The sequence below is a fragment of the Sulfurovum sp. AR genome (genome assembly GCF_000296775.1).
GTDB lineage: Bacteria > Campylobacterota > Campylobacteria > Campylobacterales > Sulfurovaceae > Sulfurovum > Sulfurovum xiamenensis.
Window position 1 is genome coordinate 187,777 of sequence record NZ_AJLE01000001.1, and the last position, 21,015, is coordinate 208,791.

A 21,015-nucleotide genomic window follows, 5' to 3' on the forward strand; every position below is an offset into this window, starting at 1 on the left:
AGAATAAATATGTCATTTTGACCCTTTTTTATAGGGTTTTATTTTAATTTGTTATAATATCTTCATTATTTAATATTAATTTAGGAATAAAATTGAAAATCACAATTATTATTACGGCTATACTTTTTATCTATGCTGCATTTTCTACTATCTTTCATGAAACAGCATTGGTGGGTGATATCGGGAAAACAATAGGAGATACCAATCTCTATCTATTTGGCTACCTAGCTTATATCAATTTTTTTGTTTTATTTTATCCTCTCTTTAAACTTTACAGTGATCCTCGTGTAAGAAAAAATATCGATTTTTATTTAGGATGGATACTCTTTTTCATCTCCTTGATCCTCTTTAGCGCATTGGTACTGGAAGGTCAGGACAGAGGTTTTATAGGTACACAGATCGTGGAATTCCTGTACCCGCTCATCGGTAAAGCAGGGCTCTGGCTCTTTTGGTTGATGATCATGGCCCTCTCTTTGGTATTCATTATTGATGATGAGTTCGATTTCTCCCGATTTAAAATGAAAAGATCTGAGGTTTCATTCTCTTTTGCATGGATAGGAAGTATGTTCTCTATACTGGGAAGAGTCTTAAAGAAGATATTTAAAAACCCTTTTGCTTCACCGTCTCTTGAAGATGAAATGATGCCTGTAATGGATGTAGCTGAAGAAAAGCCAAAGAGAACACGTGTAAAAAGACAACCGGATACCAAAAAAGTTGTAACGAAGACAGAATCAGAGACAGTACATGCATTGGATGAATCGGATGATCCTGTGCTTAATGAAATACTCGAACTTGAACATGAGATGGAAACGAGTCTTTCCACAGAAAAAACTGCCGCAGGCAAGTCCCATGTAGAGATCATCAATGAACTGGAAGAAAACTCCAAACTTATGGAACAGATAGATAAAGGAAAAGTCGTCAAGCCTAAAAATTTCAAACTGCCTAAACTGGATTTTTTGCAAAAAGCACCTAAAACGACAAAAAAGGTCAATGAGGCAGAAATTGACAGAAAGATAGAGGAGCTACTTGCAAAGCTGCAGCAATTTAACGTAGATGGTGATGTTGTACGTACCTACAGTGGTCCTTTGGTAACAACCTTTGAATTCAAACCGGCTCCCAATGTTAAAGTTTCTAAGATCTTAAACCTTCAGGATGACCTTGCGATGGCACTTTCAGCTGAAACGATCCGTATACAGGCACCAATACCTGGGCGTGATGTTGTCGGGATAGAGATACCAAATGAAACAGTAGATACGATCTATCTTCGTGAGATACTTGAGAGTGATCTGTTTAAAAACTCAAGCTCACCTTTAACGGTCGCTTTGGGTAAAGATATTGTAGGTAAGCCGTTTATCACAGACATTAAAAAACTTCCACACCTGCTTATAGCAGGAACCACGGGATCGGGTAAATCTGTAGGTATCAATGCGATGATCCTCTCTTTGCTTTATAGGAATGATCCCGATCAGTTGAAGCTGATGCTTATTGACCCTAAGATGCTTGAATTTTCGATCTATAATGATATACCGCATTTGATCACACCGGTCATCACTGAACCGAAAAAGGCGATCGCTGCACTGGCAAACATGGTAACAGAGATGGAACGTCGTTATAAACTGATGGCAGAGAATCGTACAAAAAATATAGACAATTACAATGAAAAAGTAAAAGCTGACGGTTCTGCAGAGCCTTTCCCTTTTATTGTGATTGTCATAGATGAGCTGGCTGACTTAATGATGAATGGTGGTAAAGAAGTAGAGTATTCTATTGCACGACTTGCTCAGATGGCAAGAGCCAGTGGTATACACCTTATCGTTGCAACGCAGAGGCCAAGTGTGGATGTTGTGACAGGCCTCATCAAAGCCAATCTTCCATCCAGGCTAAGTTACCGTGTTGGCCAACGTATAGATTCTAAAGTGATCCTGGATGCTATGGGCGCGGAAAGTCTACTGGGACGCGGTGATGGTCTCTTTACGCCTCCTGGTGCGACAGGACTGGTACGTTTACATGCACCATGGAATAAAGAAGAAGAGATAGAAGAGATCGTTGAATTCCTTAAAGCCCAACGTGAACCTGAATATGATGAAAGTTACTTAGTGGCCGGTGGTGTCAGTGTAAGTGAAGGCGAGGAGGGTGATATAGATCTTGATCCTCTCTATGAAGAAGCGAAATCAGTGGTATTGACAGACAAAAAAACATCTATCTCCTACCTACAGCGAAAACTACAGATCGGCTATAACCGTTCTGCAAACATTATAGAACAGCTTGAAGCGATGGGTGTATTGAGTGCACCAAACGCAAAAGGTAACAGAGAAATCGTCTAATTTCTTCTTTGAACCTAAAAAGAGACTTAAATGGTCTCTTTTCATGTAACCATACGATACAAATAAATTATCTCATACATATCTTCATCTTATAGAACACTAAATCAACTATTTTTTTGTTAATATACAGCACAAAAATTACACAGGAGACCAGAATGGCCTTATTAGAAGAGTATAAAGCACATACGGCTGAGCGTGCTGAGTTAGGTGTTCCACCACTCGCACTTACAGCTGATCAAACAGCACAGCTTGTTGAATTATTAAAAGCAAGCCCAATCGCTGATGTCGATTACGCAATGGATATGTTCCAAAATAAAGTACCTGCGGGTGTGGATGATGCAGCTTACGTAAAAGCAGCATTCCTCAACGATATCGTACAAGGTAATGTAACTTGTGATGCTATCGATGCAGTAAAAGCATGTGAGATCCTTGGATCTATGCTAGGTGGATTCAACGTTACTCCACTAGTTGAAGCACTTAAGATCGGTGGTGAAGTTACAGACGCAGCTGCTGAGCAACTTAAAAACACTATCCTTGTATATGATGCATTTAACGATGTTAAAGCAATGATGGATGCGGGTAATGCAAAAGCAAAAGAGATCGTAGAGTCTTGGGCAAATGCAGAGTGGTTCTACAACAAGCCAGAGATGGAAAAAGAGATCACACTTACAGTCTATAAAATCCCTGGTGAAACAAACACGGATGACCTTTCTCCAGCATCAGAAGCATTTACTAGAGCAGATATCCCGCTTCACGCGAACTCTTTCCTAGTGAACAGAATGGATAATCCACTTGAGACTATGGATGAACTTAGAAAAAAGGTAACCCGTTAGCATACGTTGGTGATGTTGTAGGTACTGGTTCATCAAGAAAATCAGGTATCAACTCAGTACAGTGGCACATGGGTAGAGATATTCCAGGTATTCCAGGAAAAAGAACTGGTGGTGTTGTTATCGGTGGTATCATTGCTCCGATCTTCTTCAACACTGCAGAAGATTCAGGATGTATACCGATTCAAGCTCCAGTAGGTGAATTAGAAACTGGTGATGTGATCACATTGAAGCCTTTTGACGGTGTGATCGAGAAAAACGGTTCAGTAGTATCTGAATTCAAACTTGAGCCAAACACGATTCCTGATGAGATGAGAGCAGGTGGACGTGTACCACTTATCATTGGTAAAGGTCTTACGGCTAAAGCTAGAGAAGCACTTGGTCTTGGTGCATCAGATGCATTCATGGCACCTGAGCAACCAGCTGACAACGGTAAAGGGTATACTTTAGCACAAAAAATGGTTGGTAAAGCATGTGGACTTGAAGGTGTTAAACCAGGTGTATATTGTGAGCCGGTTTGTACAACTGTAGGTTCTCAAGATACAACTGGAGCGATGACAAGAGATGAAGTAAAAGACCTTGCAGCACTTAGCTTTGGTGCAGACTTCGTACTTCAGTCATTCTGTCACACATCTGCATACCCAAAACCAGCAGATATCAAACTTCACCACACACTTCCACAGTTTATGACTGAGAGAAAAGGTTTCACACTTAGACCAGGTGATGGTGTTATCCACTCATGGTTGAACAGAATGTGTCTTCCAGATACAGTAGGTACTGGTGCGGATTCACACACTAGATTCCCTATCGGTATCTCATTCCCAGCGGGTTCTGGTCTTGTTGCGTTTGCAGCAGTTACAGGTATGATGCCACTTACTATGCCTGAGTCTGTACTTGTAAGATTTACAGGTGAAATGCAACCAGGTATCACACTAAGAGATATGGTTAATGCTATCCCTTACCAAGCGATCAAAGATGGTCTTTTGACTGTTGAAAAAGCTGGTAAGAAAAACATCTTCTCAGGACGTGTTCTTGAGATCGAAGGTCTTGAAGATCTTAAAGCTGAGCAGGCGTTCGAACTTTCAGATGCATCTGCAGAGCGTTCAGCTGCAGCTTGTACTGTAAAGCTTAACAAAGAGCCTATCATTGAGTACCTAGAGTCTAACATCGCATTGATCGAAGAGTTGATCGCTCAAGGTTACGAAGATAAAGCAACACTTGAGAGACGTGCACAGAAAATGAGAGACTGGATCGCTAATCCAGAGTTAATGGAAGCTGATAAAGATGCAGAGTATGCAGCAGTGATCGAAATTAACATGTCTGAGATCAAAGAGCCGATCGTAGCATGTCCAAATGACCCGGATGACGTTAAAACACTTTCTGAAGTACATGCAGCTGGTCTAAGAACAGATATCGATGAAGTATTCGTTGGTTCTTGTATGACAAACATCGGTCTATTCAGAGCGAATGCAGAAGTACTTAGAGGTGAAGGTCAAGTAAATACAAGACTTTGGATCTGTCCTCCGACTAAAATGGATGAGAAAACATTGACAGAAGAGGGGTACTACTCAGTATTCGGAATGGCCGGAGCACGTATCGAGCCTCCTGGATGTTCTCTATGTATGGGTAACCAGGCAGCTGTGAAGCAAAATGCATGGGTATTCTCTACATCAACAAGAAACTTCGACAACAGACTTGGTAAAGGATCTCAAGTATACCTTGGTTCTGCTGAGCTTGCTGCGGTGGTTGCACTTAACGGTAAGATCCCAACAGCTGAAGAGTACTTAGAAGTAGTTTCAAATAAGATCAAGCCAGAAATGACTGACAGTATCTATAAATACCTAAACTTCAACAAGGTTTCTAAAGAAGATCTTGAAGCGATGGTTGAGTAGTCAACGTCACGATTCTCTCCAATTTCCTACCTCTTGAAGGTAGGAAACTTTACACACCAATTTAAATTCCCCTTTATCATTTTTATCAAACACCCTGTTTTTAGAATATGTACAATATTTTATTAACTCATAATATAATTAAAATTTATGTTATAATATTTTGTTACAATAAATTGAATCATAAATTAAAGGAGTGAAAATGGGTATGTTAATGATTGCGATTGCTATAGGTTATTTTGGCAGTATTGCTGCTTTTCTTATTATGGAAGAGATGTCGTTAAAAGACTCTGATTTTTCTGATATTAAGGATGCTTTTACAAAAGAGCTTAGTTTGGATGAGAGTCTATCAAAATACGGTACCATTAAATATATGGCTATGTATGTTGCTATTGTAGCTATTATTGGATTAGTAGTTTCAACACAAATTCTTATACCAAATAGTTTTGGCTTAGGATTTGACATGGCCTATGTATTTTTACCGGCACTGATCGGGTCACTGATCATTTTATTGGTCAAATGGAGATTTCAACCTCTGCTAAAACTCATTTCTTCATTTATGTTCGGCGCAGGATATATAGGCGCCTCTGCATTTGCAGTGGCTGCTTCACATCTTTTCCTCACTTAAAATGTTTTAAAGATATCCTCGAACTCTTCGGGGATACGACAGGGTTTCCCACCAGCTACATAGACTAGAACCACTTCCATACTAAAGAGTTTCACCTTTTCTTTCCATACTTCTTGTAGGAGTACCACAGATGAGCGTTTCATCGTCAAGATCTTTGTTTTCACCTCAAGCATATCGCCCAGTGCAGCAGTGGCTAAAAAACCGGCTTTAATGTCACGTACCACAAACCCACTCTGATCACCCAATGTAGGTTTCACCCCTTTTTGAAAAAATATCTCAGAACGGGCACGTTCACAATATTTGATGTAATTCGTATGGTAGACAATGCCACCTGCATCTGTATCTTCGTAGTAGACTCTTATCTTCATACTAAACTCCCTTATTTACGGTATTTCTAGCTCTTAAAATTAAAACGGTCACTAAAATGGACACTAAATGTTTTAAAACTTAAAGCCATTTTAATTATATTTCTTGGTATTGTACAGAAATATATTAGATAACCAAATCAAAAGTCTATTTTAACCAGTGGTTCATAATAAACTTTTTGATCTTTTTTCTCAAATAATGATCAACCATATCTTCAATCATATTTACATTAAAATAAGGACCGATGAAGTCCCAGATAAGAGACTTTGTGCTTATCAAGCTTCATTTGTCTATAATAATTTAATATTATCTTTAATAATTAATTAATATTTACAGGAGTAGAATAGAAATGTAACATATAAAAACCAGAAGGAGTTCTACATGAAGATGATTCAATCAAGAAGTAAAAAATTTGTCTCAATAATGGCTGTGTTCTTTACGGTTCTATTTGGTATTATGGCTAATGGCTGTGGCGGTGGGGGCGGTGGCGGTGTCGCGGCTCCTGGAGTACCTGAGAATTTTCAAGTTTCAGGGGCAAAGGGCCAAGGGATGTTGACCTTGACGCTTACCTGGGAGAAACCACTAACAGGTGGTGCGGTGGCTTCTTACGAGATCTATCGTAGCGATTCAAATGTTGGTGTTTTTGATCCGGAGAATCACTATGTCTCTCTATCGGCGGATACTTTTACGTTCACAGAGAATGCCGGGATGGAAGACAACACCAGCTACTGGGTTGTAGCTGCTAAGAATGCCGGTGGTGAAACACCGACAGACCCAGAAGCATATATACAGGGCTCTGCTGGTGGAGGTGAGGTCGAAGGGTTTGGAAACAACTTTTCAGGTGCGATGATCTTTGCCGACGGTTACGGTATTACAGGACAGCTGATTACCGGGACGTGGACAAATGAGCCGATAGATCTCCTTTCCGACATCTGTGTTAACACTGGGTTTCGCCCATCTACAACAGAGTTGACGACACTGCCGGAATTTCCGTATTATGATGAGAACACGACATTTGTGATAGGTGATACGACCTACTACAAGCAGCAGACTGTCAGTACGTGGCAGGGTGAATGGGTAGTGGGGACTGGCACGCAGAATGTTGATGCAAAATGGGGTGACAACCTGGTAAGCCAGACTAATTTGACCACTAATTCCGTCGTCAGAGTCGAAATGGTGCTTACCAAAGAGCTGGAAACCAACATGACCTCTTACAATATGGAGTACCTCTATGGTAGTGGACCGACTGAGTTATGGGGGACAAATGGCGCGGAGGTAAATACTACGACAGCCTTTGTCTTTGCCACTAATGCCCGACTGACTATTGAGAAATTGGATGGAGTAGGTGCAGGCCAGATGGTGGTCGACCACCAGCCGCTTTGGACCTGCGACGGCCCGGGCTGCTTTGGGGCTGAAGTCACTGTGTCCGGTAATTTTACGTACGGATTCGTGTGGGACCTCGACCAAGATAATATCAGTGCGGAAGAGTCAGTGGGAACATGGCGGATCACGTTCACGTTGGGCGAGTCACCAATATCAGCAGTGACAACGAACAACACTTCTATCAACGAGACGGTCGCAAACGGCGTGTGGGTTTCCCCAACTGAAGTCTACATCGATATAAACATCGGAGCATTTGGAGGATGACAGTATCTCTATGGGGAATAATCAGTAGGAGTAGAGAGCAGTCATGCTCTCGCTTGCTGATCAGACTAGACAAAACAGCGTAACTCCTCCCTTTTTCATCTATGACATTCAGCCATCCCAAAATGGTCACATAATTTCGATTAATTTCCTAGATATATAGGAAAATCATTAAGAAATAAGCCTTTATTTCCTTTAGTTTACTGAAATGATAGAAAAAGAAGCGTACACGTAGTAGACCCGTATCTTCACCTTAAAACTCAATATCTACTTCTTTTGATTTTTGAACATGGAGTAAGACATTTGCAAAAGCATATTGATCCACTTCATCTATACCTTCATGTTTATATTCTAATAAATAGTTATATCCATCTAATTCAATGTTTTTAATTTTTTTCAAGTGAATCACATAGACCAATAGATCAGCTAGATCACTCACCGGGATTATTTCTCTAAAATTTTTATCGAATTCATCTATATACTCCTCACAGATATCTTCATTGGACATCAAAAGTATCCAAAGTATGATATTGTCTATCTTTTGGGGAGCATTCACTTTGTTTAAAAAGCTATCATATATCTCTTTGTTTTGAGATATTTCATCAAGTTGTTCATTCGCTTGTGTGATTAAAAAATTGATTCTTTCTTCAGTGAGTTTATTATTTCTATAGTCATCTAGTACTGACTCTGCGATTTGAAGTGTATGCATTCTCTCTCTTTTTATTTGATATGTAATTATTGCAGGATATTCTGAAAATTCTTCAAAGATAAGAAAACAATTAGTTTAATGGCTTTTATTTATCATTGTTTTTCATGCCTATCATACTCATGAACCTACCGGAGCATCCTTGCTCCTTCCTGTAAGAGAAGAACCGCTCTACATGACATGCAGTACAGACATGGCTCATCTCAATGTTCTCTTTTTGAAGACCTGCATCCAAAAGCTGTTGTTTGTTGATCAAAGGCAGGTCTAACATATATTTATTACCAATAGGGGTAAAACCTTCAGGCATGTTTGAAAAATGTGCTGCAACCTCTTCTCCTACTTCATAGCAGCAACGCCCTATAGAGGGTGCGATACCTGCGATGATATCTTTTGGATCAGAGCCATACGTTTCTATCATCTTCTGCACCGTTTTAGATACGATCTGTGCTTTGGTCCCTTTCCATCCTGCGTGCACAGCCGCGACAACCTCTTTTTTCTCGTCATAGAGTAGTATGGGAACACAGTCTGCAGTCAGTATGTTGAGCATTACACCTTTCAGATCTGTGATCAGTGCATCACAATCTTCTATGGCATCTGAGAGACTCTTCCATCCCTTGGTCTCTTGTTGGGTAATGATCTTGATGTTGTCACTATGGGTTTGATCGGCAACAATATAATGTAGGGGTTCATTGCTTTGGAGAAGGCTTGAGAGTCTTTTTCTGTTAGCTATGATGTTGTCAGCATCTTCACCCGTATGTAAAGCGAGACTGAATGCATAAGGAAGATCATTGGACTTTTTGGTCACTGCATGCAGCAGGGAAGGAGATTTTTTAAAGTGTGTAAATGTGAAAAAATCTAGCATGATGCTACCTTATATCCTTTTTGATATAATACCCTAAAAAATAGGATCTTGCATGGAATCATGGTTGGACTTTGACAAACGTATCTTTAAACATTTTTCCTACCTCCTTGTGTTACAGATCATACCACTTCTTGTGATCTCATCCTATCTGGTGAATGAGATCAACCCGTATCTGTTTACAAAGCAGATGGTTTACTACTTCATTGCAGGCATTGCCTTTCTTGTTGCTGCTTTTATTCCCTGGAGACAGATCATTTGGTGGTTTGTCCCTATTTTTTATCTGGGTAATCTAGGATTGCTTATTGCTGTGGAGTTTGTAGGAAAAAAAATCCTAGGTGCACAAAGATGGATAGAGATCCCTGGCATAGGCATTACCATCCAGCCTTCTGAGTTCATTAAGGTCAGTGTTATCATGATGCTTGGGTACCTTATAAGCAGGAACCCTCCAGGTGAAAAAGGGTATGGGATTTTAAATTTTATTAAACTTTCTATTGTGATCATTATCCCTTTTTTACTCATAGCTAAAGAACCGGATCTGGGTACGGCACTTGTATTGCTCATCACTGGCTATGGTGTATTGTTTGTAGTAGGCATTAACTGGAAAATATGGGTTTCGATAGTTATCATTCTTGGGCTTAGTGCACCACTGCTTTACAGTCAACTCAAACCCTATCAAAAAAAGCGTGTGACGGACTTTATCGGGAAACCAAGCTACCATGTAAGACAAGCACTGATTGCCATCGGTTCAGGTGGAGTCGAAGGGAAAAGCAAAGAAGAGGCGACACAAACGCAACTGAAGTTTCTTCCGGTCTCTTCTACAGATTTCATTTTTGCTTATTTGGGGGAAAGATTTGGTTTCAAAGGAATGATCACTGTGATTGTACTTTATATGTTTCTAATATTTAACTTACTCTATATTTCAGCCAAGTATGCCACCGATTATCTGATCAAAGCTTTCGCCTCAGGATTGGCATTTTTATTCTTTGTCTATATGGGTGTCAATATCTATATGGTTATCGGTCTAGCCCCTGTAGTAGGGCTCCCTCTGCCTATGTTCAGCCATGGAGGGACCTCATTTATTATATTTGCTGTAATTTTTGGAATTTTACAAAATTTAATTGCATTTAAAGACTACAGTAGATATAATTCTGACGCGAAAATCACTATGATTTCCAAAGACCAACTATAGCGCTCTTACGGGTCGGTAGCTCAGTTGGTTAGAGCACTCGGCTCATAACCGAGTGGTCGGGAGTTCGAGTCTCCCCCGACCCACCACTCAATCCCCCTAAAATCCTTATTTTGTTTGCATTTTTAGCATGTCACTTTTTATATTACGTCTTTAATGTTTAATTTATATACAATTTTTTGATACTAAGCATAAAATTTCTGATTATAATTGCTCATGGAAACTTTATTATTAGCAATTTTTGCAACGATTTTCATTGCAACACTACTCAACATCATATTCAAAAGACAAAATATTTCGCATATACTTGGCTATATTTTTACGGGTACGATCATTAGTTATCTTTTTGATTTTAATACCCTGAAAATAGACTCTCTTGAATTGGTAGGGGAGTTTGGTATCGTCTTTTTAATGTTTACCATCGGCTTGGAACTCAGTTTTGAGAAGATCAAAAAAATGAAAGAGACACTGCTTATTAACGGGGCCTTACAGCTTTTTTTAAGTGTACTCTTCTTTTTCCCTTTGGCTTTTTATGCGTTTAACTTAAATGTTACGAGCTCTATTATTATTGCGCTGGCATTCTCATTATCCTCAACGGCAATTGTGCTTCCGTATCTGAAAGAGTCTAAAGATATCTACACGCCGTATGGGAAAAAATCGGTCGGTATTTTGATCTTTCAAGATATATCAGTCATTCCTATTTTGCTGCTGATCACCTTTCTATCTTATGGCGCATCAGGAACAGATATGTCTATTATGGATGTGATATTGAAAACGGTGTTGGCACTTGTGTTCATAGTCCTGTTTATTCGCTATGTGGGTGATAAGATCGTTGATATGATACTGAAGTTCGCAGCAAGAACACAACTGGAAGAGATCTTTCTTGGGGCTATTTTTACCATTGTACTGGGTATGGCAGTATTGATGCACTCTATAGGCTTTACATACTCTCTTGGAGCCTTTATAGCCGGTGTTCTGATCGCTGATACGAAATATGCCATTAAGGTAGAATCAGATATCTTAAGTTACAAGGATCTGCTTTTAAGTGTCTTCTTTTTTAGTGTGGGGACAAAGATCGATATCGTTTATCTCTTTTCAAACCTTCATATGGTTTTCTTTATTTTCGCATTGGTCTCTTTGGTAAAAATGGGGGTCATCTATCTCATTATCAGAAGAAAATCAGATACCAATACCTCTATGAAAACAGCACTTGCTTTAGCACAGATAGGAGGTTTCTCTTTTGTCGTATTTGATCTGGCTGCAATGAAGCAACTGATCACACACGATATGGCAAACTTTTTATTTTTAGTCACCTTTGTATCTATGATCGTCACCCCGTTTGTACTCAACAATATCTATAAACTCTCGTCCTATTTTGAAAAAGAGTTTTATGAATCTGATGTGATTACCCCGATCGATAAGAAAAATCACATTATTATCGTGGGGTTCGGTACGCTGGGAAGAGCTGTTGCCAAAGAGCTTTATGCCAAAAACATCGATTTTATTATTATCTCAGACAATTTACAACATGTTTTGTTGGCAAGAAGAATCAATTTCCTTGCGTATTTTGGACACTTGAACAAACGTCCCGTTATGGAGTCACTGAAGGTGGAAGAGAGTTCCGGTATTATTATTACGATGCAGGATGAACATACGAAAGACCTTATCAGTCAAGCAGTCATAGACTACTACAGCGAGGCTAATATCATCATAAAAGTCGATACCGATGAGGAGAGACAGCATTTCCAAGTGATGCGTAATATTGATTTTGTCGATTCAAACCACGAGTTATCCTCACGTCTTGTGGAGCTTTCGTTAAAGCATCAGAAATAGATGAGAACGTAAGAACAGACAAGTATCTTTTTAGGTCTCCAAATCACCAAGTAGCTTAGTGTTTTATTGGTCTTATTTATAAAAGTAATGAGATTACAGATAAATTATGCTAGTATCACACAAAATTTGTATGATTATAAAAAAGGATAACAGATGACAAGTGGAAAAGTATTATCGTTATATATGACGATGCCCGATATGATGCGATCTGGTCACCGTATGAGGGTTGACGACATGGAGTGTGATGAAAATGGTATCATGGGAAGTAGGGACTATGAAAATGGAACTGAACGTCCGATGGTTCTTGTCTCAAAAAAGAGTTATGACATTATAGAAGAAGCAGAACTTGTTTTTGAACGAGGCCTTTTGATGGAAGATATTTATGTAGATGTTGACCTCTATCATCTGAAAAAAGGATCGATCATTGAGATAGGAGAAATCATGTTTGAAGTGCAAGGACCGTGTGAAGATTATCGATATCTTTACGCCTTTGCCCCTGAGCTTCCAGAACTCATTCAAGGAAACCGTGGTCTTTTCATCACTCCAATAGATTATGGAAGAATCGAAGTTGGAGATGAAGTCAGCGTGATAAAAGAGGCCTAAATATGAAAAAAATAGGTATCGGCATAGACTATAGCAATATCTGTAAAGATTATAATACTTCCTATTTGGATAGAGACAATAAAGATCCTGCAACCACCAAATGTATGAAACAAGTACTTACTTGGACTCAGGGTTTTTTATCTGAACTTTTAGAGCACTTTGGATATACCATACATCATTTACACTCTGCTACACCAGTAAAGATAGAGGATGTTGCTTCAAAAAGATTTCTTTTTTACTCTTTGGAGAAAGAGATCACACTGCAAAGCTATGTGATACAAAAATCGTATGTAGAATATGGATCTTTGAGTGCCTGGGAGTTGGAAAGCGAAGAGAGCATACTGATACAAAATGAAGAAGATGGGGGAGGGATATTTCTCTATTTCAATGAAAACTCCAGTGAACATCAATGGATCATCGATAGGTTGAAAGCGTTTTCTTTAGATGAAGTTCCCTTTCAGGCAAAATAAAAAAAATGAAATGATGAGATAACATATTTCTTTATTCGTCATCATCATTTATCTTGATCCCCTCATGAAACGTTTTACTGATAATTTCCCTTTTTTAGAGGACTTTTTGTCATTTTTTGTACATACTTCCGTTTTATTATGATACAATTGAAGTATGGGATTTGATAGAGTTTTCTAAGAAAAAAATACTATCATATCTTCATGCTTTTCATTGATAATGATCAGCTATATAATTTTAGGAGAAGAATTGTAATGAGAAATGAAATCAAAGCTAAATTGGAAGAAATTGTAGCACTTATGAATGATCCGGAAGAAACAGTATTGGATAAAGAAATTAAAGAGAAACTGGAAAAAATTTCCGCACTTTTGAATAATCCAGAAGACATTGCAACGGAACAAGAAACTAAAGAGAAATTGGAAGCAGTTGTATCACTTGTGAATAATGTGATGGTAGACCCAGATATCGATATTGAATATTGTATACCTGATGTAGCGACAACATCAGACAGTTGTGATATTTCTGGAGATCCTTATATTTTAGTGACATATGTTGTGAGTGAATACACAAAACCAACACGTAAAATCCGTTTAACACCTACATATCTAAACAATACAGCAAAAGCGATAGCTAATCTGGTTACTTTCTCTATTGAACAATTTAAAACAGAGATAGATTCTGTAGAGATGGGCTAAAAGAGAATCTCGTTAAGAGATTCTCTTTAGGCTAAAATTTTATTTTTAGCCTGCCATGCTTACTAAGCAATTCCATGAAATTGCTCATACACCCTTTTTACATATTTTGGTTTAAGACCTGTCGTTTTGATCTCTGCGAGCTCTTGTTTGATATGCTCTTGTGTAATTGCGATGAGATTTTCCCATCTTTTTACCAAAAAGTTTCTCACATCCGCTTCAAAATCACCGCTATACTCTGGATACGCACCATTTAATTTTTCCACAACATCACCAAACTCTGTTTCTTTGATCAACTCTAATTGCTCTTTCGGATGTGTTTTTTCGACCTCTACAAGATGTGTCCAACCCGTTTCCAATATGCTTTTTAACTCTTGCGCATAATCTCTCTCTTCGTTTGGAAACTTTTGGATCAATGCTGCAGCGATATCTTTAAGCGCATTGGCATTGACGATTTCCAACTCCTCTTCAAAACCTTTTAAGTTTGCTTCATATTCTGCTGCATCTTCATACATTTTTGCGATCTCAGCATTTTTACTGTTCACTTTATCGTTGTTTTTGGGAGCAGAATTCTCTTCAACTGCATCTGCATGTGCAGCTTTAAGCTCTTCCATTTGTAATTCTAAATAACGCTTTGTATTTTTATCATCCATATGATCAATACCCCATCATGATTTTTGTGTATTCTAGCATTAGTTTTTTAATTGCAAATTAAAGAATGAATTTCAGGAATGAAATCAACTTCACTGGAAGATAATGGTACCAAATATACAAAGGGATAAAAGAGTTTCAGAGGGATCATTCAATAGATAATTGACAGGTCTGAAAATAGGCTAAAAATCTACAAATAGAGCTATTTAATAAATTGCAGAGAAAAAAATGATAAAATACGCAAAAAATAAAAGGAAGATATCATGTCCAATACACTAATTCACAATGAAGATGAATGTAAATATGAATACCATATAGATGACCATATCGCATATATTACGTATGATGATCAAAATGGAAATATGCATTTGACAGAGACTCAAGTACCAGAAGCATTAGCAGGTCAAGGTCTTGCTAAGACGCTTTTAGAAGATGTACTAGAAGAGATCAGAAAAGCCAATAAAAAAGCTGTAGCTAAATGTTCATATATCGTTAAGTATCAGGAAAAAAACCCAGAAAAAAGTGATCTATTTGCATAGACAGATACTATGAATAGGTCTACAGAGATTTAGACTTATTCACAACTATATCCTTCTCATGTTCTTACTAAGATAGGATCAATAACTAAAACTGCCACCAGAAGTGGCAACATCCATATACAACTCTTTATTATTCTATTTTTATCGCTTCATGGTAATAGATATTGTTACTAACTATATATGTATGAGAAGAGTCTAACCATTAACGCTACAGATATCTCTTTTTACTTTATTTTATGAATGACTTTTATCACTTCTACCTATGACTTATGCATCATATGGTAACTATTTGACTAATATCTGCATCATATGGTAACTATTTGTGATAAGTATACCGTTTATTCGTGGTCTTATCTTCTTTATTTAAATTATATTGGATACTATAAGACACAAATTCATGTTTTTCTTTGAATGTACCTATAGTGTATGTTCTTTTTGAAAAACTTTATATCTATTGATAATGAATTTTAAATGTTTAATACACTGGAACCTAAAAATGTTTTAATACACTTTTGGTGTATTTTTCGAAACTTCATACATATAAGGAGTCAACTATGACGAAAATCGTAACAGAAGGTCCTGCTGGGTATATGCCACAGTCAGCACCGGCAATGGGGGTAGAGCTTCCAAAAGAGGGTGAAGCTTTACTTTATGGTAATGTTGTCACGCCTGAAGAGGCAATGAGAGATGCTGCTAGAGCATTACTCACAAGAGACAACCCAACAATCTTCCCTGGACCACAAGTTTTATGGGACTGGAAAGATGATGTTGCGGAAAAAGCTGCAGCTATTTTAGATCTTGCATCTGAGATTCCAAACTGTAAAATTATTCCAATGCCAGATTACAGACCAAAATATCCAAAAATTGATGTTAAGGCTGAAATCAATCCAAATCACCCAAATCTAACAATCTTAGATAACAGAATCAAAGCTTGTATTTTTGTTGGTGTGCATTGTCACTACGCAAACCTTTCACTTAGAATGATCCGTGCTGGTACTGATTGTTATACTACAGCATTATGTGCTTATATGGGACATGAAGAAGCAATGGCATCTATTAGAGATCTCCATGCATCAGACATTCAAAAGTTCAAAGAGATCGTAATTGAAGAAAGAAACAAATTAGGCATTGAGTGGGAAACTACTCTACCACCTGAAAATCCATCTTTAGAAAAAGAAGATTATGCAACATTATCACCGGCTGATTATGGCGAGTATAGAAGTCTCATCATGACCAAAAAAGGTGAGCATGTTACTGACGTTGAATAAAGGAGAAAATCAATGGATGCAAGTCAAAGACCACAATTAGAAAAACAAAAAGCAGATATAAATTATATATTAAAAGAGGCTCCAAGAGAGCAGCACTTTATTACAGGTGCACAGGCGATGGCGGAAGCTGTTAAAAGAGCAAACGTTGATATGGCGATTGCTTATCCTATTACACCACAATCAGAAGTAATGCACCTTGTTGGTGATATTTATGCACAAGGTCACATTAAAGAGTACTACAGAGCTGAAGAAGAGCTTGGTACTATGTCAGCGATCGCTGGTGCGGCAAGAGCAGGTGTTCGTCTATTTACAGCGACATCAGGACCAGGACTTCTTAGAGGTCTAGAGGCGATTGTATCATGGTCTGGACACAGAGTTCCAGCTGTACTTGGTATCTTGACTCGTGTTGTAAATGCACCGTTGTCAATTCAGCCAGATAACATCGAAATGGCATACATGATGCACTGTGGTGCGGTAATGCTTCATGCTGAAAACCAGCAAGATACATTCGACTATACATTGGCAGCATTTGCTATCACTGAAAAAGTTGATGTTTATATTCCAGTAGCTGTTGCAACAGAAGGTTTCTTCGTAACGCACGCTAAGGGTTATGTTGATATGACAGCGGATGATCTTTGTCTAAATGACTTTGATCCAGTTGCAGCACCGGTTCCAGCTATGGATAATGAAACTCCACCAGCTAGAATCCAGCGTGATGCTCCAGTTCAAAAGTCAAACTTCATGTCTTACTTGATTCACTCAGTATGGCAGCAAGAGATCTGGGATTCAAACCAACGTGCGATGAAATATATCTATGAGTACCTTGGTGGACCTATCGAAGTTCAAAACCCTGAAGCAGATGTATTTGTACTTGGTTCTGGTTGTGCTGCAGCACAATGTAGAGAAGCACACAGATATGCTCAAGAAGATGGACTAAGTGTTGGTTTCGTTAAAGTAAAAGCAATCAGACCATTCCCAACTCAAGAGATCAGAGATGCATTGAAAAATGCTAAAGCGGTAATCGTTCCTGAGCACAACATCATTGGTTGGTTATGTAAAGAAGTTAAAGCAGCTATTCCAAATGGTGGAATTGTTGTAGAAGGTCCAAGAGTATATGGTGGTATGACACTTCCAGTGGAATTGATCATGAAAGAAATTCACACTGCTCTTGGTCTAGAGTACGATCTAAAACTATAAAAAGGGGATAAAATGAGCTTAAAATATATAACTCCAGCAGAGAGATTTAAAAAATATTTACCAAAAGATTATGTTGAGTTAGTTGACTACGGTCCGTTTGGAAAGACTCAAGATGAAGCTGGTCCAGGAAATATGGGTCAGTTTAAAGAGTTGATGGAAGAACACCCAATGTGTTCTGGTTGTTGGATGGCGTATTTCATTAGATTGATCTTCGCTTCATTGCCACAACCTGAAGAGACTGTTACATTAGGTACAGCAGGATGTGGTCGTTTGGCTATTTCTCAAGCAGCTGTTCCATTCATCTATGGTAACTACGGTGACCAAAATGCCATGGCTTCTGGTCTTACACGTGCATTCAGATTACGTTTCCCTGAGAAACACAAAGATGTTATCACTATCGCTGGTGACGGTGGTACTATGGATATCGGTTTCTCTATGACTATGCACTCATGGATCCGTGGTGAAAAATTCACAACGATCATGCTTGATAACGAAGTTTACGGAAACACTGGTGGACAAGAGTCTGGTATGTCTCCTAAAGGTGCAATCCTTAAGATGGCTCCACTTGGTAAAAAAGGTGAGAAAATGCCTGCAACAGCATTGGCGCAAGCTGCTGGTTGTGTGTATACAGTAAGACTTTCTCCAACAAACATCAAGAAAGCTGCAAAAGTGATCAGAAGAGCGATCTTTGTTGCTAGAGAAGTTGGTCCTACATTTGTTCATGCATATACTTCATGTAACATTGAGTACTCTATCCCTACAGAAGATGTATTTGCGGATGCAAAAGAGAAAGAGAAAACAAGATTCCAATTCGAAGAGTACATGACTGATGAAGCTAAAGCTGTAATTGATCGTGTAGAAGCTGAAGAAAAAGCAGCAAAAAGAGCAAAAAAAGCAGAGGTGGTTTAATATGGCTGAGCAAAAGAAAAAAGAACGATATAATATTAGGATTTCAGGACTAGGTGGGCAGGGTGTTGTAACAACTGCTCACATCCTTGGTTCTACTATGGATAACGCAGGTAAATACGCATCTTTGGTACCATTCTTTGGATCTGAAAAAAGAATGGCACCTGTTGAAGCGTACGTAAGAGCTTCTTCAGAGCCTATTTATGAAGTGGGTGAAGTTGTTTACCCTGATATTATTATGATCTACCATTCACAAGTTGTTACTCATGGTAAATCATATACAATGCCTTTCTATACAGGTCTAAAACCAAACAGTTTGATCATTATCAATACTGACTTTGATGTTCTTAACGAAGACGATATTAAAGTTCTTGAAGATCTTAATGCAACTGTTGTACAATTTGATGCAACAAAATTGGCACTTGACATTGCTGGTACTGAACTTGCTACGAACATGGCAATGATGGGTATGCTTCTTGGTCTTACAAAACTTGTAACAACAGAAAACATCGAAGCAGCGGTAAAAGAAAGATTCTTAGGAACTTCATTCGTTTCTTCTGGTGGTACAGCAATGCTGGATTCTGCTATTGAGAAAAAGTTTAAGAAAAAAGAAGAATTACTTGCTAAAAACATGGAAGTTATCAATAAAACTTTCGAGATGGCTGATCAAGTAGATATCTCTGGTTCAGAACTAATTGTCAGATTTGACGTATAAGGAAGGGAAATAAATGTATTATGTAGCAAAAGTAGACGCAGACAAATGTGCTGAATATAAATGTAACACGTGTACACTATATTGTCCAGAAGCGAATACGCTTATGTTCGATAAAGAGAGAAACACATCATGGGTAGATGAAAACAGATGTAAAGGGTGTGCACTTTGTGTATACGTTTGTTCTGACATGCTTGACCGTAATTGTATTACAATGGAAATGGCTGGTCACGAAGAGTAGTCTCTTCAACCCCATTGGTCACCCTCTCGGGTGACTAAGCTAAATGCTCTCTGATCATTTAGCAATAAAATCAATTAAATCTCCAACTTATAAAGCTCAAATCGTAAAATTAAAATAGTTTCATAGCTTAAAACTATGAGTTTGTTAATTTTAGACAATAATGCTAAAATTACGCAATTTAAAACCGAAAGGATTGTAGTGAAAGTTACAGTAGAAAAAGTAGATGATATAAACTACATTATAAGTGGTTCAGTTCAAAATAGCGTAATCGAAGAGAAAGTCGCTAAACTTAAAGAAGAATCAGAAAAAGCACCAAAGGACGAAAAGTCCACAGATGAGAATATTGAACAAAATGCCGCAGGTCAAGTATTTCAAGACTTCATTAATGCTGGAATTAAAGAAGGTAATTTAGATGTTGAAAACATTTTGGGTCAACCTGGACTTAAAAAGTATGAGCAACAAGAAGATAGTATTTACTTTGAAGTAGAAGTTGCTGTAAGCCCTGAGATCAATGTTGATGACATTGATTTCGATGAGATCGCGCCATCTTACACAAAACCTACTGCAAGTCCCGAAGCGGTAGAAGCAAAACTTGCAGAGTTCGCTCAACAACAAGCGCCATTTACCAAACTTGAAACACCAAAGCCGATCGAAGTTGGTGATGTCGCTGTGATCGATTTTACAGGGTATATAGATGATAAACCTTTTGAAGGCGGTAGTGCTGAGAAGTTCAATATTAAAGTAGGTTCCAACAAGTTTATTCCAGGATTTGAAGAACAGCTTGTAGGCATGGAGTATGGGGAAGAAAAAGATGTTATCGTGACTTTCCCAAAAGATTATTCTGCTGATGATCTAGCGGGGAAAGAAGCCAAATTTGTTGTTAAATTGCATGAAATTCAAGAACAAAAGCCGGTGACCATCGATGACGCTTTTGCACAAAAGGTATTGAACAATAATACAGCAACGGTTGAGACACTGAAGAAACAGTTCGGAGAACAAGTCACAGCTGAAGAGCTTTCACAGATCTATATGCGTGATCTTAAGCCGAAAATTGTAGAAGCGTTACTCGCAAAATTTGACTTTACCTTGCCAAACAATGTTGTAGAGACAGAGATCGATGCGAAGGTCCGTGAAAAGTCAAGAGGATTCAGTGAAGAGCAACATAAAGAATATGTAGAAGATAAGGAAAAATTCAAAGAGCTTAGAGAATCTGTACGTGAAGAGGCAAGACAAAGTATCAAGTTAGCGCTTATTGTTGAAGCCTTGGCGAAAAGAGAGGGTATTGATGTACATGAGCAAGAGGTTATTGCTGCACTGGGGTACCAGGCTACAATGACAGGTCAAGATCCACAGGCATTGTTAAAATATTACCAAGATAATAACTTGATGACAGCAGCTAAAATGGGACTCACAGAAGATAAACTTTTTGGGCATATACTTGGATTCCATAAAGCATAAGTCCCTTCCTTA

19 protein-coding genes, 1 tRNA gene and 1 pseudogene are annotated in these 21,015 nt (G+C 38.3%); 17 read left to right on the forward strand and 4 right to left on the reverse strand.

Features of this window, described 5'->3' with window-relative positions; translation table 11 throughout:
* Positions 1–92: 92 nt before the first annotated feature.
* The 3 genes and pseudogenes from SULAR_RS00925 (at position 93) to SULAR_RS00935 (ending at position 5,671) form a co-directional block, all read left to right on the forward strand.
* Positions 93–2,324 (forward strand): DNA translocase FtsK, encoded by a 2,232-nt coding sequence (locus tag SULAR_RS00925; protein ID WP_008241984.1) that lies wholly within the window; start codon positions 93–95, stop codon positions 2,322–2,324.
* Between the two features lie 155 nt (positions 2,325–2,479).
* Positions 2,480–5,046 (forward strand): annotated as a pseudogene (acnB, locus tag SULAR_RS00930) (bifunctional aconitate hydratase 2/2-methylisocitrate dehydratase).
* A gap of 199 nt (positions 5,047–5,245) precedes the next feature.
* A complete protein-coding gene (locus tag SULAR_RS00935; protein ID WP_008241988.1) occupies positions 5,246–5,671 on the forward strand; it encodes a hypothetical protein in 426 nt (141 codons plus the stop codon).
* On the opposite strand, the gene SULAR_RS00940 is transcribed toward SULAR_RS00935, so the two are convergent.
* Positions 5,668–6,039: a YbgC/FadM family acyl-CoA thioesterase gene (locus SULAR_RS00940; protein WP_008241989.1), complete on the reverse strand. Its 372-nt coding sequence runs from the start codon at positions 6,037–6,039 to the stop codon at positions 5,668–5,670. The genes SULAR_RS00935 and SULAR_RS00940 overlap by 4 nt on opposite strands.
* A 379-nt stretch (positions 6,040–6,418) precedes the next feature.
* Here SULAR_RS00940 and SULAR_RS00945 point away from each other — a divergent pair, with 379 nt between their 5' ends.
* On the forward strand, positions 6,419–7,684 hold the full coding sequence (locus SULAR_RS00945; RefSeq protein WP_008241996.1) for a hypothetical protein: 1,266 nt from the start codon (positions 6,419–6,421) through the stop codon (positions 7,682–7,684).
* 250 nt (positions 7,685–7,934) lie between these two features.
* On the opposite strand, the gene SULAR_RS00950 is transcribed toward SULAR_RS00945, so the two are convergent.
* Both SULAR_RS00950 and pgeF read right to left on the reverse strand, forming a co-directional pair.
* Complete coding sequence (locus SULAR_RS00950) at positions 7,935–8,390, reverse strand: hypothetical protein (RefSeq protein ID WP_008242003.1); 456 nt, start codon at positions 8,388–8,390, stop codon at positions 7,935–7,937.
* Positions 8,391–8,475: 85 nt separating this feature from the next.
* Positions 8,476–9,249: a peptidoglycan editing factor PgeF gene (gene pgeF, locus SULAR_RS00955; RefSeq protein ID WP_008242004.1), complete on the reverse strand. Its 774-nt coding sequence runs from the start codon at positions 9,247–9,249 to the stop codon at positions 8,476–8,478.
* A gap of 52 nt (positions 9,250–9,301) precedes the next feature.
* Between pgeF and SULAR_RS00960 the strand changes: the two genes are divergently transcribed.
* From SULAR_RS00960 to SULAR_RS10985, 6 genes are all read left to right on the forward strand, one after another.
* Positions 9,302–10,438 (forward strand): FtsW/RodA/SpoVE family cell cycle protein, encoded by a 1,137-nt coding sequence (locus SULAR_RS00960; protein WP_008242005.1) that lies wholly within the window; start codon positions 9,302–9,304, stop codon positions 10,436–10,438.
* A 9-nt stretch (positions 10,439–10,447) separates the two neighbouring features.
* Positions 10,448–10,524: transfer RNA gene (locus tag SULAR_RS00965), tRNA-Met, on the forward strand.
* A gap of 127 nt (positions 10,525–10,651) precedes the next feature.
* Positions 10,652–12,268, forward strand: a complete 1,617-nt coding sequence (locus SULAR_RS00970) for a cation:proton antiporter (RefSeq protein ID WP_037999768.1) — start codon at positions 10,652–10,654, stop codon at positions 12,266–12,268.
* Between the two features lie 153 nt (positions 12,269–12,421).
* Positions 12,422–12,871 carry a hypothetical protein gene (locus SULAR_RS00975; protein WP_008242007.1) on the forward strand — a complete coding sequence of 150 codons (450 nt, stop codon included), beginning with the start codon at positions 12,422–12,424 and terminating at the stop codon, positions 12,869–12,871.
* A 2-nt stretch (positions 12,872–12,873) separates the two neighbouring features.
* Positions 12,874–13,341, forward strand: a complete 468-nt coding sequence (locus SULAR_RS00980) for a hypothetical protein (protein ID WP_008242008.1) — start codon at positions 12,874–12,876, stop codon at positions 13,339–13,341.
* 252 nt (positions 13,342–13,593) lie between these two features.
* On the forward strand, positions 13,594–14,034 hold the full coding sequence (locus tag SULAR_RS10985) for a hypothetical protein (protein ID WP_008242017.1): 441 nt from the start codon (positions 13,594–13,596) through the stop codon (positions 14,032–14,034).
* A 62-nt stretch (positions 14,035–14,096) separates the two neighbouring features.
* On the opposite strand, the gene SULAR_RS00990 is transcribed toward SULAR_RS10985, so the two are convergent.
* Positions 14,097–14,684: a hypothetical protein gene (locus tag SULAR_RS00990; protein ID WP_008242019.1), complete on the reverse strand. Its 588-nt coding sequence runs from the start codon at positions 14,682–14,684 to the stop codon at positions 14,097–14,099.
* A gap of 261 nt (positions 14,685–14,945) precedes the next feature.
* Between SULAR_RS00990 and SULAR_RS00995 the strand changes: the two genes are divergently transcribed.
* The 7 genes from SULAR_RS00995 to tig all read left to right on the forward strand — a co-directional run bounded on the left by SULAR_RS00995 (position 14,946) and on the right by tig (position 21,003).
* On the forward strand, positions 14,946–15,221 hold the full coding sequence (locus SULAR_RS00995) for a GNAT family N-acetyltransferase (protein WP_008242026.1): 276 nt from the start codon (positions 14,946–14,948) through the stop codon (positions 15,219–15,221).
* A 554-nt stretch (positions 15,222–15,775) separates the two neighbouring features.
* Positions 15,776–16,489 carry a carbon monoxide dehydrogenase beta subunit family protein gene (locus tag SULAR_RS01000; protein WP_008242028.1) on the forward strand — a complete coding sequence of 238 codons (714 nt, stop codon included), beginning with the start codon at positions 15,776–15,778 and terminating at the stop codon, positions 16,487–16,489.
* 12 nt (positions 16,490–16,501) lie between these two features.
* The gene (locus SULAR_RS01005) at positions 16,502–17,686 is read left to right on the forward strand and encodes a transketolase C-terminal domain-containing protein (protein WP_008242030.1); all 1,185 of its coding nucleotides are present in this window, start codon (positions 16,502–16,504) and stop codon (positions 17,684–17,686) included.
* 12 nt (positions 17,687–17,698) lie between these two features.
* Positions 17,699–18,595: a thiamine pyrophosphate-dependent enzyme gene (locus tag SULAR_RS01010; RefSeq protein WP_008242032.1), complete on the forward strand. Its 897-nt coding sequence runs from the start codon at positions 17,699–17,701 to the stop codon at positions 18,593–18,595.
* 1 nt (position 18,596) lies between these two features.
* Complete coding sequence (locus SULAR_RS01015) at positions 18,597–19,307, forward strand: 2-oxoacid:acceptor oxidoreductase family protein (RefSeq protein WP_008242036.1); 711 nt, start codon at positions 18,597–18,599, stop codon at positions 19,305–19,307.
* Positions 19,308–19,320: 13 nt separating this feature from the next.
* Positions 19,321–19,545, forward strand: a complete 225-nt coding sequence (locus tag SULAR_RS01020; RefSeq protein WP_008242038.1) for a ferredoxin oxidoreductase — start codon at positions 19,321–19,323, stop codon at positions 19,543–19,545.
* A 198-nt stretch (positions 19,546–19,743) separates the two neighbouring features.
* A complete protein-coding gene (gene tig / locus SULAR_RS01025; RefSeq protein WP_008242040.1) occupies positions 19,744–21,003 on the forward strand; it encodes a trigger factor in 1,260 nt (419 codons plus the stop codon).
* The last annotated feature ends 12 nt before the right edge of the window (positions 21,004–21,015 follow it).